The sequence below is a fragment of the Cupriavidus sp. 01L46 genome (assembly GCF_056399905.1).
Map to the genome: position 1 here is coordinate 1 of NZ_JBFTSF010000202.1, position 12137 is coordinate 12137.

The following is a 12137-nucleotide window of genomic DNA, read 5'->3' on the forward strand; positions in this document are numbered from 1 at the left end:
AGCGGGCAAAGAAAGCTGGAAATGGGCGCCCAACAGCCGAAAAACTCGATTCCGGGGCGCGTAGTTTCCGGATTGTGAAATCAAGCAGTGCTCACCTGCTCGGGCGGAAAGCATACCGTGTGTGCGGCGAGTACTTCAGCAGCCTGCTAATGCATTCTAAACTTAATTAAAAATTAATTATTTCAGATTTTATTTATTTTAAATTCTTGGATCGGATGGAAGTTAACGGCCAATACATAGGTGTTTCACATGACAATCAGACGACACCGTTGCAAATATCGCACGCAAGCATAAATATAAGCTCGGCACTCTCTTGAAACGCCGATAATGTTGCACAACACAAGACCAAGCACAAGTAGGGGCCTTAAAACGTCGCAGCCCGGTATCGGTGCGCACAAATGCAGTGCATTAGCCAAAATTACCTGTCGGAATTCGACGATGCAGGCGCTGCATATGGCCGTGATGTTGTGATGTCAATAGCCGTAGTCGGCTCCCCATCGCGGATCCACAGCACGGCGATTTTGAAGCACGACCGCGTATGCGAGGTCCCGCCCTCCTTTTCGATTCGCCGGTGCCAATGGGCAATAGAGTTCTTAGTCGGTGTTGTCCTTTAGTGCAATTTCTGTTTCGACCGTTGTGCCACAGGAGCTACCATGATGAAATCGCTTCGCACCCTTACCATTGCTGCCTTTGCGCTCGCTGCTCTTCCTCATACGGCGTTGGCCGCCGATGCGCTGCCCTCCTTTGCTGGTGACCAATCGCAGACCTCAGTCTCCGGCCTATCATCGGGCGCCTTCATGGCAATCCAGTACCAGGTCGCATACTCGAGCTCGGTAGTCGGTGCAGGCGTCGTGGCGGGTGGGCCGTATTATTGTGCAGCTGGGAACATTCTCAACACAACCATCTGCATGGGGCAAGTGCCGTTCGTGCCACCGAATCCAGCGTTGATGGTAGCCGCCGCGACGGGTTTTGCGTCGCTCGGTCAGATCGACCCCCTATCGAATTTGCAGAAGGCCAGGGTCTATGTATTTAGCGGAACCAAGGATACCGTCGTGTACCAGCAGGCAGTCGACGCGACAGTGTCGTTCTTCAAGGAGGCCGGCGTTCCTGCGTCTAACCTGCAGTACGTGAACAACGTGCCGGCCGGCCACGCATTCATCACGCCAGCGTTCGGCAACGTGTGCTCGGATAACGCATCTCCATATATCAGTCATTGCGCGGTCGGCAAGCAAAAGTACGATCAGGCCGGCGCGTTGCTGCAGCAGATCTACGGCACGCTGAACAAGCCGGCGAAGAACCTGTCAGGGAGAATCGTGCCGTTCAACCAGCGCGAATTCGCGACGACCGCGACGGGCATGGCGGATACTGGCTTCGTCTATGTGCCAAATTCATGCGCTCAGGGGGTAACGTGCAAAGTCCACGTGGCATTCCATGGGTGCAAGCAGTCCGAAGCCGTTGTCGGAAATGATTTTTACGCGAAGACAAACTACAACTACTGGGCGGACACGAACAACATCCTCGTGCTGTACCCGCAGGTGAATTCGTCTACGGTTCCCTTTAATCCGCAGGGCTGCTGGGACTGGTTCGGTTATACCGGCTCCGATTACGCGCTGAAATCGGGGTCACAATTGAGCGCAGTAAACGCCATGGTCGGCAGGCTGCTCTCAAAGCCGTAATGCACGGCGGCTGCCAATGCGCCCTTGGTGTTGCCTGTCGCGGCTGGCAACACCAGAGTTTGCACCCGACAATGAGAAATGAGCCCAGCGCTCAAGCAACAGCTCGCGCTCGCGCTGGTGCTAGTGAATGTTGGTGACGTCGATGAACCGGTCAGCCATTTGGAAATGACTGGGCGATTAGCCAAGCGTCCTGTCGAATGCCGGTTTGCTGTACTGGGGTCCGATGTGTCGTTCAACTTTCCTTTGTGTTCGTGAAGCATGAACAACACAGAATATTGAACGAACGCCCAATGTATGGACGTGTTCTACGTCTCCGGCTCCGATCAACTGGCTACTCTGACATGGCGCTGGCTCTGCTGGCTTGCCGGGCTGGCGAGAACGCTTGCCCTCCGGAAGACGATTCGACAATTACGCGGTGCTGCCAGTCATCACCAAAGTCATAGTGATATTCGGATTCGGTGGCCGAGCCGAGCGCACGGTTCAGCCGAGCGCCCTTCTCCGACCGCAGGCCTTCATCCAGTCGCTAGTCGCTGTTCGACAAAGGTATCAGCGGTGGCTGGCAAGCCCGACAGCCCGAGATACTTGGCACGGTCGCGCTCCCACTCCTTGGCGGGGATGAGCATTTGGTCGCCATCACGAAAGCGCATCGAGTGGTCAATGCCGTGTGGCCCACCAACGCTCAGCCCATCCTGGGCCATCCGGATGCGGAGCCAGGTGATCGCTTGCGCGCGCTCGGCCACCGCAGCCACGCCAGCACAAAGCGTGGTGTATCCCACCCAGAAATGTTCCACGGTCTGTCCGGCGTTGACCGCCCGCTGCTGCCAGTCGGCATGGCGCCCCCAGACCGGCGGTACGCGCACCGGGATGTCATCCTCGCCCGGCAATACATTCCGCCACGGAATAAATCACCACCGATATTTCATTTTGGCCCGGGACCGACGCCGGCCATACTGCAGGCACCAGATGGCACGCCGCAAGACACGGCGCCCAAGAGGGGCGCCTTGCCGGCCCGGACAGAATGCCGCTCCAGCACTACCCATCCCCTGGAGGAATACCCCGATGACTTCGTTTGCGCGCCATCCCCTCGCCACCCTTGCGGGTGCCGTCCTCGCCGTAGCGGCGTGGATGCCTTCCGCTCATGCCGCCTGGCCCGAGCGGCCCGTCCGGCTGATCGTACCTACCGCGCCGGGCGGATCGCCCGACTTGCTATCGCGCCTACTTGGCAACGAACTGTCCAAGCGGCTGGGGCAGCCCGTCGTTATCGAGAACCGTCCCGGCGCCAGCGGCAACATCGGCATGCAAGCGCTCTTCGCCGCCACGCCCGACGGCTATACCATCGCCTACGGCAACAACGCCACGCTCGCCACCAACCGCGCACTCTACGGCAAGTTGCCCTACGACCCAGATAAGCTGGTGCCCTTGATCGGGCTGGTGACCACCGTCAACCTGCTGGTGGTGACGCCGACACTTCCGGTGAAATCAGTGCCGGAGCTGATTGCCTATGCGCGCAAGCATCCTGGCGAGCTGTCGATGGGTTCGGCGGGCAACGGCACCACAGGCCATCTGAGCGGCGAACTGTTCAAGACCCTGACCGGCGTCCAGATCGTCCACGTGCCATATAAGGGCAGCGCGCCCGCCATCCAGGATCTGCTTGGCAACAATGTGCAACTGATGTTCGACAACATCCCCTCGATCGGGCCCAGCGTGCAGGCTGACAAGGTGCGCGCGCTCGCGGTGACCTCACTCAAGCGCTCGCCGCATTTCCCGCAGGTGCCCACGCTCGATGAGGCCGGCGTGAGGGGCTACGAAATGACCGCCTGGAGCGGCCTGGTGGCGGCGCCCGGGACGCCCGCCGAGGTGATCGCACGGCTGAACCGCGAAGTCAACGAGATCCTCAAGGAGCCGGCCTTCCGCGCCCAACTCGACAAGCTCTCGTTTGAGCCGCTTGGCGGCACGCCGCAGCAGTTCCAGGCCCTGATCTCATCCGAGACCAGGAAGTCTGCCGAGGTGGTCCGCAAGAGCGGCGCCCGGATCGATTGAGTGCACTTGCCATGACCGTCATGACCGAATCCTCCGACTTGCCGACCTTTGACCTGCTAATCCGCGGCGGCGACCTGATCGACGGCACCGGCGCGCCGCGCCGCGCGGCCGACATCGGCATTCGCGACGGCCTCATCGCCGCCATTGGCGACCTGTCGGGCACCGGCGCGCGCGAAACCATCGACGCCACCGGCCTGGTAGTGGCGCCAGGCTTCATCGATAGCCACTCTCACGACGACTGGATGGTGTTCAGTTCGCCCGCGATGGCTGCCAAGGTCACGCAGGGCGTAACCACGGTCATCACCGGCAATTGCGGCATCAGCCTGTTCCCGCTGGTCACCGAGGAGACGCCACCTGCCCCGCTGAATATGATGCGGGGCGGTTACCGCTTCGATTCGGTAGGCGCCTATCGCCAAGCCTTCGCACAGCAGCCGGCGGCAGTCAATGTTTCGGTGCTGATCGGCCAATCGACACTGCGAGCCCGGCATGTTGCCGACTTGCAGCGCGCGGCCAATGACGAAGAAATYGCTGCCATGCGCGACGACGTGGCGCGTGCCATGCGCGAGGGTGCCATTGGCGTGTCCACCGGCACCTTCTATCCGCCTTCAGCAGCGGCACCGGAGGAGGAGATCGTGCGCATCTGCGAGCCACTCAAGCAACACGGCGGCGTCTACGTAGCGCATATGCGCGACGAGAGCGACAAAGTCAGCGAAGCCATCGATGAGACCGCCCGCATCGGCCAGGCGCTCGGCGTGCAGACGGTTATCTCGCATCACAAGCTGGTGGGCAGACGCAACCATGGCCGCAGCCGCGAGACCCTGGCCAAGGTCAGCGCACTGTCGCGGCAGATGCCGCTTTGCATGGACTGCTATCCCTACGCGGCGTCGTCCACCATGCTGCGTCCCGAACGCGTGGAGCAGTGTGAACGCATCCTTATCACTTGGTCCGGCCCACATCCAGAAGCGGCGGGACGCTACCTGGAGGACCTGGCACAGGAATGGGGTTGCTCGCGGCGCGAAGCTGCCGATGCCATGGTGCCAGGCGGTGCGGTCTACTTCATCATGCACGAGGACGACGTCCGCGACATCCTCAGCTACGCTGACACCATGGTCGGCTCCGACGGCATTCCCTACGACGAAACGCCGCATCCTCGCCTGTGGGGCACATTCCCACGCGTGCTCGGGTTGTATTCGCGCGACCTCGGCCTGTTCCCGCTGGAGCGTGCGGTGCACAAGCTGACCGGCCTCCCGGCGCAGCGCTTCGGGCTCGAGGGGCGCGGCGTGCTGGCCGCGGGCAACGTAGCGGACATCACCGTCTTCGATGCCGCACGCATCGAGGACCGTGCCACCTTCGAGACACCGCAGGCGTCCTGCGTGGGCGTGCACCATGTACTGGTAGCGGGGCAGCCGACGCTCGTTGACGGGACGCCGACAGCGCAGCTCCCCGGGCGCTTTGTGACGTCGATATTGGTGTCGACCACGCCACACGGCTAGCGCTTCCTGCGCGCCGCTCCCACGCGCAACACATCAAACGCATCGACGCCGGAATGCTAGCGTCTTCCGGCGTCCTGCATGCTGGCCGCCGACACACAAGAGCTTCCAATGAACCTGCCAATGAAGAACCATTTGAGCCGCCTGTTCCTTGCCACGACCTTCCTTTCCGTATCGGTATCGCTAGCCGCCATAGCGAAAGTGCCCGCCTCGGCCTCCAGCACGCGCGACGACGTTTTCGAGCACTCCATCGACGAACTCCAGGCAGCGCAGGCCTCCGGCAAGATAGACTCGCGCCGCCTAGTGCAGGCCTACTTGGCCCGCATTGCCGCTTACGACCAGGCTGGCCCCGGCTTGAACGCCGTCCTGCGTCTCAACCCTGCCGCGCTGGCGCAGGCCGACGCGCTCGACCGCGAACGCCGCACCAAAGGCCCGCGCGGCCCGCTGCATGGCATTCCGGTGCTGATAAAGGACAACTTCGACACCGCCGACATGCCGACCTCCGGCGGCGCGCTGGCGTTGGCCACCMTGCAACCCGCCGCCGACGCGTACCAGGTTCGCCGCTTGCGTGAAGCCGGAGCGGTGATCCTCGGCAAGACCGCCATGCACGAACTGGCGGCTGGTATCACCACGGTGTCGTCGTTGACCGGCGCCACTCGCAATCCATATGACACCACCCGAGTGCCTGGGGGCTCTAGCGGCGGAACAGCAGCCGCTGTGGCCGCCAGCTTCGCCGCGGCCGGCATGGGTTCGGACACCTGCGGCTCGATCCGTATCCCGGCCGCAAACCAGAATCTAGTTGGCCTGCGCGTAACCGCCGGGCTGTCCAGCCGCGCTGGCGTGATGCCGCTATCATCGACGCAGGACGTGGCCGGCCCGCTGGCGCGTACTGTGACCGACTTGGCGGTAATGCTAGACGCCACAGTCGGCGCCGATCCAGCCGACCCGGTCAGTGCCAACTCAGCCGGCCATATTCCCACCAGCTACCGCGACTCCCTGCGTGTCGACGCACTCAAGGGTGCCCGCATTGGCGTGCTGCGCAGCCTATTCGGAAATGCTCCGGAGGATGAGGAGATTGGCGGAATTGTGCGCAAGGCGGTGGACGCAATGCGTGCGCAGGGCGCCGAGGTGGTGGACGTGACGGTGCCCGACCTAGACGCACTGCTGGCAGACAGCAGCGTGATTGCCTACGAGTTCAAGTTCGACCTGGCCGACTACTTGGCGCAAGAGCCGAATTCCCCTGTGCATTCACTCAGCGACATTCTCGATCGCGGGCTACAGCACGTTCAACTGGACGCACCGCTGCGTCTGCGCAACCAGCCCCCCGTACGCGACAGCGAGGCCTATCGCCAAGCGCTTGCGAGGCGCGCCACGCTACGCGCGTCCGTGATCGCCGCGCTGGCTGCGCAGAATGTGGATGCGCTGGTCTACCCCTCACTGCGCCGCAAGCCTGTACGCATCGGCGAGGCCCAGACCGGCGCCAACTGCCAACTGAGCGCGAGCACCGGTCTGCCTGCCATCGCCGTGTCCGCTGGCTTCACGAGCGACGGCGTGCCGGTCGGCATGGAAATGCTGGGCGGCGCCTTTGCCGAGCCGCGCTTGCTGGCGCTGGCCTATGGTTGGGAGCAGGTCACACRGCCACGTCGCGCTCCGTTCAGCACGCCGCCGCTGGTGGACGGCCGCGCGCCGCACCCGCTGCACGGCGACGTGCGCATCGCCCAAGGGCATGGTGCCACCGCCGACGTGCGCCTGCGCTACAACTTACTCAGCGGCGAGTTGCATGTGACCGCCCGCGCACAGCGGGCGGCCCCGTCCGACGTGATCGCCATTACCCTGCAGCGGGGAGACGGCGAGCGAGCGGGCCCGGTGCTGGCAGTACTGACGCGCAGCGGCCAGTTGAACGGTGACACCTCGCTGACCCTGCGTGGCCAGGACCGCGAGGACCTGCTGRCCGGCAAGCTCTACGTGCATCTTTACACGCGCGCCTCGCCGCTCGGAGCTGGGCGCGCACAAGTTCGCTTGATGCCCTGAAGATGTCGGAAGTACGCTTCCGACAGGGCGCGCGCGGCACGTGTCTCGCGCGCCCTGTACTATGATGTCCGATCATTCGCGTCACCATTGGCGGCAATGGCCGATTGCCGCCCAGGAACCATCAAATGAGAAGCACCAGCGGCAGGCACCTGCCCGCCCTCACCCATCTGGTAGCGTTCGAAGCCACGCTACGCCTCGCCAGCGTGACCGAGGCCGCCGAGGAGTTGTGCCTGACCCAGAGTGCTGTCAGCAAGCAACTCACGGAGCTGGAGGACTACCTTGGCCTGCCGATGCTGAAACGTCGCAAGGGCTCAGTGACACCCACCCAGGCTGGAGAGCAATACCTGCACGCGGTTCGGCGGGTCATCGCCGATCTGGAGGAGGCGACCCTAGAAGTGATGACGGGTCGCGGCCGCGGAGGGCGGCTCGATATCTCGGTGCCGGTGTCGTTGGGTAATATCTGGCTACTGCCTCGCCTGCTGCGCTTTGCCAAGCAGCATCCCCAGATCCAGGTCAACGTCACCACCAAGGTCGGCCCCGTCGACTTGCGCGCCTCCCGCCTCGACGCCGCCATCATGTACTGCGGTGGTCCTGCCGAAGGCCACTTCGGCGTCAAGGTGATGCCGCTAGCCCTGTTCCCCGTATGCGTGCCCGAACTCCTCCAGAGCGGCGAGAGCGGCGAGGCCGCGCTGCAGCGCCTGCCGCTGCTGCACCAAACCGCCGCGCTGGAAGCTTGGACCGCCTACTTCCAGATCATCGGCATTATGCCCCCGCGCGTGCTGCGCGGCCCTCGCTACGCGCTGCTGACCATGGGCTTGCAGGCCGCGCTGGGCGGGATGGGCGTGGCCCTGCTGCCAGAATACGTGACCGGCKAAGACCTGGCCGCCGGGCGGCTCGTGCGGCTGTTGCCAGCCACTTATATCTCGCCCAAAGCCTATTACTTCGTCTGCCTGCAGGAGAAGTKCAACAGCCCCGYCGTCCAAATTTTCATTTCGTGGCTGCTACAGGAAACCGGAGGAAGCGCGCAAGACCAAGCATCCGACGCGGACAGCCTTGGTGACCTGCCGACGTCACTCTCCCTGTAGGTTTGCTAAGGCAGTGGGATCGGTTAAGCGAACAATGTTCAGAGTTGAGCGAATTTAGACAATCTATAATAATGCCAGTCCTCGTGGACTTTGTTGAAAAGATGGGCATCAGTMCCGCACACGAAGTTCTGCGGCATGCCGGCCAGTTTGCGCCGCTTCTGGACAACGTTCTGCAGTCCATGACGGTTGCAGCCGAAGACAGGCTATGGCTTCTTACCCGGATGAGCTACTTCATTGGTGGGTACTTTGCCCAGAAGTATGGCGGCTGCTGGTACGTAAATGAGGTCCCGGAATCGCAGTACTTTGGCCACTACGTTATTGGGCAATTTGCCTGCTTGGGTAACGCCGCGCCAATGCTCGATTCATTTCAAGTAGCACAGGCATTCGTCGATGCACCAGTCCCCAGGAGTTTAGGGAAACTGCTGGCGGCAGTCGATGCAGAACTGGCCGATCTGAAATCGACCACAATCGCACCTGGCAACTGAACACGCCTAAGCCCGAAAAGGGTCGACTACGGAAGTTCGGAACTGATTCGGGGCGATCGAGCGCTGGTCCGCGACGAACTTCCGGGTTCGGCCATGAGCTGACGCTCACGGACGGCAGCTTTACAGCACTGTCCGTTGGGCCGCGCCGGGCGTACGATCAGGGGCGCTGCTTGAATTCAGCCTACGAGGCGTCGCACGATACTTGGCGGCCTCGGCGCGCACGCGCCGCTGCTCCGCGGTCACGTAGGTACTGGTGGTTTGCAGCGAGGCGTGGCCGAGCACGCGCTGCACCACGTCCAGCGGCGTGTCGGCTGTCACCGCTTGGGTGCCAAAGCGTCTGCGGAGAGGGTGCCATGCAACTGGCGCCTCCCGGCCTCGCGCAGGTCCGGCAGCAGGTCCAGCAACTGGTAGATGGCCCAGCGCATCAGCGCGCGCGCCGCGCACTGAGTACCCCTCGATGCGCGACCGCGGTTCAATGCCGAGTCGCTGAGGCTGCAACCAGCAAGGACGACGTCGACGCCACAGTCGATGCCGCTCCAGAGAGTTTCCAGTTGTAGGGCGCCAATTCCTCGATCGGGTTAATCGGATGTGGTCCGGAGGGGAGCACTGCGTCCGCTGCGCAGAAATTCTATTCTCCGGCAGCCTAACCTGATCCACCTGTAGACCCAGGAGCCTCTTCACGTCTCTCACTGCGACACCAATATACGAGGGGCGCCGTGGCGCCCTTTTCGCTGTCAGCCTTTGACCGGGCAGTCGGGGTTCAAGCAAGCACTTCCAAACCATGCTTCTGGACGACTTGCAGCAACCTGGCTGCCATCCCGCTAGGCTGCTTCTGCCCGCTCTCCCATTTCTGAATGGTTGACGTACTTGTGTTCAGATAGCGAGCAAAAATGGGCTGGCTCACTTTGACCGATTTGCGGATCTGAACGATGTCCTTAGCATCGAAGTGTGGCGGTTCTTCCAGGCACAAGTCGTCATACTCGCGCATGGTTTTCTTGTCGATGGACTTCGCCTTCAGGAGGCCAGATGCGGCGCTGTGGATTGCCTCAAAGGCGTCGGTCTTGAATCGTTTAGCAGTCATGGCAAATCTCCAGTAGCTCCCCTTGATCGAGCAGTCCAGCGATCTGCGACGCGGAGGCCGCCGCGTAATCCTTGGAAAGCTTCTTGAACCCGTCCGGTTCCTTATCGCTAATGTTCTCCCGGTCCTTCTTCGCGAACAAGTAGGTAAATATCCATCGCTTGCCGACCTTGTTGAGGACAATTGAGCGATGCCTGTTCTTGTTGAGCCGCTTCTTCCAAACGCCGCCGCCTAGATCATCGCCTTGGCTCAGCATCAGTTCCTGTGCAGCCTCACATAATTCAGCATCGTCGATTCCAGCCTTGCTTGCCGTTTTGCTGAACCAGGACGTTTTGAAGACACGCAGCGCAGGACTTTTCATGTAGCTGGCCAGAAATCAGATGACAAAGTCTAGCACTCAGTGCAATACTTTTCAATAAAGCACACGACAAGTACCGCATACCACACCGCTCCGCGGTCACCTGCCGAGCGAGCATTGCGCAGATCAGGCGCCCATAACGTGCCTCATGCAGCATATAGCTGGTCACTTCGTCCGTCCCGCCTTCTGCTCGGCTTGACGACTACTTGCTGGATTTGCAGCGCAATGCACTGACAACTTGGACGAGTATGGCAGTKATCGGATCGTGGACGGGATTGCGGTAGCCATCCGCAATCACTCGGTCCGACCGACGCGGAAATGTTCCACCGTCTGCCCGGCGTGAATTGCCCGCTGCAGCCAGTCCGGCATGGCGCCGCGGCCGTCCCAGCCCTGCCCGTGCGCGTTGCGGTAGCGCACCGCGCTAGGCGACGGGGTCGGCGGGGTCTCAGTAAGGCAGCCRGCGGCCTGCAGGTCGGCCAGGGTCAGGCCGTGCTGGGCCATCTGGATGCGGATCCAGGTAATCGCTTACGCGCGCTCGATTTCGATCGACATGGCGTAGGTGAATGGATTTGGGGCGGCGCCGGATCCCGCGTGGTGCCGTCTGGTGGGGAGTGTTGAACTTCAAGTTGTTCCAGGTGGTGGTTGCTGTGAGAATCAGCGCAGATAGGACGACGTGGCCACCCTCGCCGCTTTAATTTTAATCAAATCCGCAGAGGCCGTCGGCTGTCTGCCCCCGGGTGGCTTGTCCACAGGCTTGTCCCCTCGTGCGGTATCCGACACCTCCGACGCRCCCCGTCAGGCCGGCCCGGGCTTGAACTTGGTGCGCGTCGCCGGCGCCCGGCGCCTGGTCGTTGCCAGGCGACGCGACGCGGTGGCTTCCGCTTGTGCGCGCTCGGCCTGCCGCAGCGCCGCATCCAGTCCGGCCCGCAGCCCGTCTTGTGCCACTTGCGCTCGCTCGAGCGCCTGCTCGGCCGCCGCCAGTTGCCGGCTGAGCGTGTCGCGCTCGGCCTGCAGCCGCGCCCGTGCCTCGGCGCCGGCCACGGCCGCCTCCTGCGCCCTCGCCTGCATGGCCGCCAGTTCGGTGCGCAGGTCCGCGACCGCCTGCTCGGCCTTCTGCCGCAGCGTGCGCTCCTGGTCAATTTCACGCAGCGCGCGGCGCTCGGTGGCGCTGGCGCGCTCTTGTGCCACCACCACCTGCTCGCGGGTGCGCTCCAGGTCCGCCGAGAACTGCGTGTGCATCTCGCCCAGTTGCCGCTCCAGCGCCTCGACCTGGCGCTTGCTCTCGTCGTGACGCGCCTGCGCGGCCGCGTGGGCTTGGCGCTCGGCGTCCAGTTCCCCTTGCAGCGCCGCGCGCGCGCTCTGGACGGCGTCGCGCTCGGCCTGCACAGCGGCGGTTTCCTGCTCGGCCACCACCACCGCGGCCCGCGCCTGGTCGCGCTGCGCTTCCGCCTCGCTCGCCTGTAGCCGCGCCTCCACCCGCAAGGCGGCCAGCTCGCCGCTAGCGGCCTCGTTGGCGGCCTGCCAGATCGATTGCACGGCGTCGGCCGCGATCACCTTGAGCGCGTCCGGCAGCCCGGGCTGGTCGATGGTCACGCGCATCTTGCCGCGCAAATCCTGCCAGAACTGCGCCAGCACTTCGGTCGGCGTGCCCATGCTGCCCTTGCGCACCAGGCCGTAGAGCTTGTTGGCGGTGGGGGTGACCCCGTATCTAAAAAACAGCAGGGCGCAAACCTCGCGGTAGAGCGCGCGGGTCTCGGGGAACTGCGTGCGCAGGCTGGCCACGTCGGCGGCGAGCGTCGCCTGCAGGGCGGCGTCGGGAGCGGCGTCGAGCGGCGTGCGAGCGGGGCTATCGGGAGGGTTGGCGGTCATGTTGGGGCGAAAGGCGAGTCAGATT

13 protein-coding genes are annotated in these 12137 nt (G+C 63.1%); 6 read left to right on the plus strand and 7 right to left on the minus strand.

The annotated features are described in order from the left end of the window. The first annotated feature begins 656 nt into the window (after positions 1 to 656). Complete coding sequence (locus AC1DS3_RS27170) at positions 657 to 1676, plus strand: extracellular catalytic domain type 2 short-chain-length polyhydroxyalkanoate depolymerase (protein WP_441639709.1); 1020 nt, start codon at positions 657 to 659, stop codon at positions 1674 to 1676. Between the two features lie 331 nt (positions 1677 to 2007). Here AC1DS3_RS27170 and AC1DS3_RS27175 read toward each other — a convergent pair whose 3' ends face one another. Continuing rightward, positions 2008 to 2196 (minus strand): IS1096 element passenger TnpR family protein, encoded by a 189-nt coding sequence (locus tag AC1DS3_RS27175; RefSeq protein ID WP_477128333.1) that lies wholly within the window; start codon positions 2194 to 2196, stop codon positions 2008 to 2010. After that, on the minus strand, positions 2189 to 2560 hold the full coding sequence (locus AC1DS3_RS27180; RefSeq protein WP_441639712.1) for a hypothetical protein: 372 nt from the start codon (positions 2558 to 2560) through the stop codon (positions 2189 to 2191). Before AC1DS3_RS27180 ends, AC1DS3_RS27175 begins: the two co-directional genes overlap by 8 nt. Positions 2561 to 2735: 175 nt before the next feature. On the opposite strand from AC1DS3_RS27180, the gene AC1DS3_RS27185 reads away from it, so the two are divergent. The 5 genes from AC1DS3_RS27185 (at position 2736) to AC1DS3_RS27205 (ending at position 8807) form a co-directional block, all read left to right on the plus strand. Beyond that, complete coding sequence (locus AC1DS3_RS27185) at positions 2736 to 3716, plus strand: Bug family tripartite tricarboxylate transporter substrate binding protein (protein WP_441639701.1); 981 nt, start codon at positions 2736 to 2738, stop codon at positions 3714 to 3716. 11 nt (positions 3717 to 3727) lie between these two features. Then, the gene (locus AC1DS3_RS27190) at positions 3728 to 5209 is read left to right on the plus strand and encodes an N-acyl-D-amino-acid deacylase family protein (RefSeq protein WP_441639700.1); all 1482 of its coding nucleotides are present in this window, start codon (positions 3728 to 3730) and stop codon (positions 5207 to 5209) included. A 120-nt stretch (positions 5210 to 5329) separates the two neighbouring features. After that, positions 5330 to 7237, plus strand: a complete 1908-nt coding sequence (locus tag AC1DS3_RS27195) for an amidase (protein ID WP_477128330.1) — start codon at positions 5330 to 5332, stop codon at positions 7235 to 7237. 125 nt (positions 7238 to 7362) lie between these two features. After that, entirely contained in the window at positions 7363 to 8322 is a 960-nt protein-coding gene (locus tag AC1DS3_RS27200) for a LysR substrate-binding domain-containing protein (RefSeq protein WP_477128331.1), read from the plus strand. An 83-nt stretch (positions 8323 to 8405) separates the two neighbouring features. Further along, positions 8406 to 8807, plus strand: a complete 402-nt coding sequence (locus tag AC1DS3_RS27205) for a hypothetical protein (protein ID WP_477128332.1) — start codon at positions 8406 to 8408, stop codon at positions 8805 to 8807. 120 nt (positions 8808 to 8927) lie between these two features. Here the strand turns inward: AC1DS3_RS27205 and AC1DS3_RS27210 are convergent, their stop codons facing one another. The 5 genes from AC1DS3_RS27210 to AC1DS3_RS27230 all read right to left on the minus strand — a co-directional run bounded on the left by AC1DS3_RS27210 (position 8928) and on the right by AC1DS3_RS27230 (position 12112). After that, complete coding sequence (locus tag AC1DS3_RS27210; protein WP_441637173.1) at positions 8928 to 9590, minus strand: tyrosine-type recombinase/integrase; 663 nt, start codon at positions 9588 to 9590, stop codon at positions 8928 to 8930. Then, complete coding sequence (locus tag AC1DS3_RS27215) at positions 9568 to 9888, minus strand: helix-turn-helix domain-containing protein (protein ID WP_441637171.1); 321 nt, start codon at positions 9886 to 9888, stop codon at positions 9568 to 9570. The genes AC1DS3_RS27210 and AC1DS3_RS27215 overlap by 23 nt, the downstream gene beginning before the upstream one ends. Beyond that, on the minus strand, positions 9878 to 10246 hold the full coding sequence (locus tag AC1DS3_RS27220; RefSeq protein WP_441637169.1) for a type II toxin-antitoxin system RelE/ParE family toxin: 369 nt from the start codon (positions 10244 to 10246) through the stop codon (positions 9878 to 9880). The genes AC1DS3_RS27215 and AC1DS3_RS27220 overlap by 11 nt, the downstream gene beginning before the upstream one ends. A 291-nt stretch (positions 10247 to 10537) precedes the next feature. Beyond that, positions 10538 to 10744, minus strand: a complete 207-nt coding sequence (locus AC1DS3_RS27225) for an H-NS histone family protein (RefSeq protein ID WP_441637167.1) — start codon at positions 10742 to 10744, stop codon at positions 10538 to 10540. Positions 10745 to 11038: 294 nt separating this feature from the next. After that, positions 11039 to 12112: a DNA-binding protein gene (locus AC1DS3_RS27230; protein ID WP_441637165.1), complete on the minus strand. Its 1074-nt coding sequence runs from the start codon at positions 12110 to 12112 to the stop codon at positions 11039 to 11041. Positions 12113 to 12137 lie beyond the last annotated feature (25 nt).

Excerpts from the sequence above, each read along its gene's own strand:
- AC1DS3_RS27170 (WP_441639709.1), top strand. The coding sequence starts at position 657 with ATGAAATCGCTTCGCACCCTTACCATTGCTGCCTTTGCGCTCGCTGCT.
- AC1DS3_RS27185 (WP_441639701.1), top strand. The coding sequence starts at position 2,736 with ATGACTTCGTTTGCGCGCCATCCCCTCGCCACCCTTGCGGGTGCCGTC.
- AC1DS3_RS27210 (WP_441637173.1), bottom strand. The coding sequence starts at position 9,590 with ATGGTTTGGAAGTGCTTGCTTGAACCCCGACTGCCCGGTCAAAGGCTG.
- AC1DS3_RS27215 (WP_441637171.1), bottom strand. The coding sequence starts at position 9,888 with ATGACTGCTAAACGATTCAAGACCGACGCCTTTGAGGCAATCCACAGC.
- AC1DS3_RS27220 (WP_441637169.1), bottom strand. The coding sequence starts at position 10,246 with ATGAAAAGTCCTGCGCTGCGTGTCTTCAAAACGTCCTGGTTCAGCAAA.
- AC1DS3_RS27230 (WP_441637165.1), bottom strand. The coding sequence starts at position 12,112 with ATGACCGCCAACCCTCCCGATAGCCCCGCTCGCACGCCGCTCGACGCC.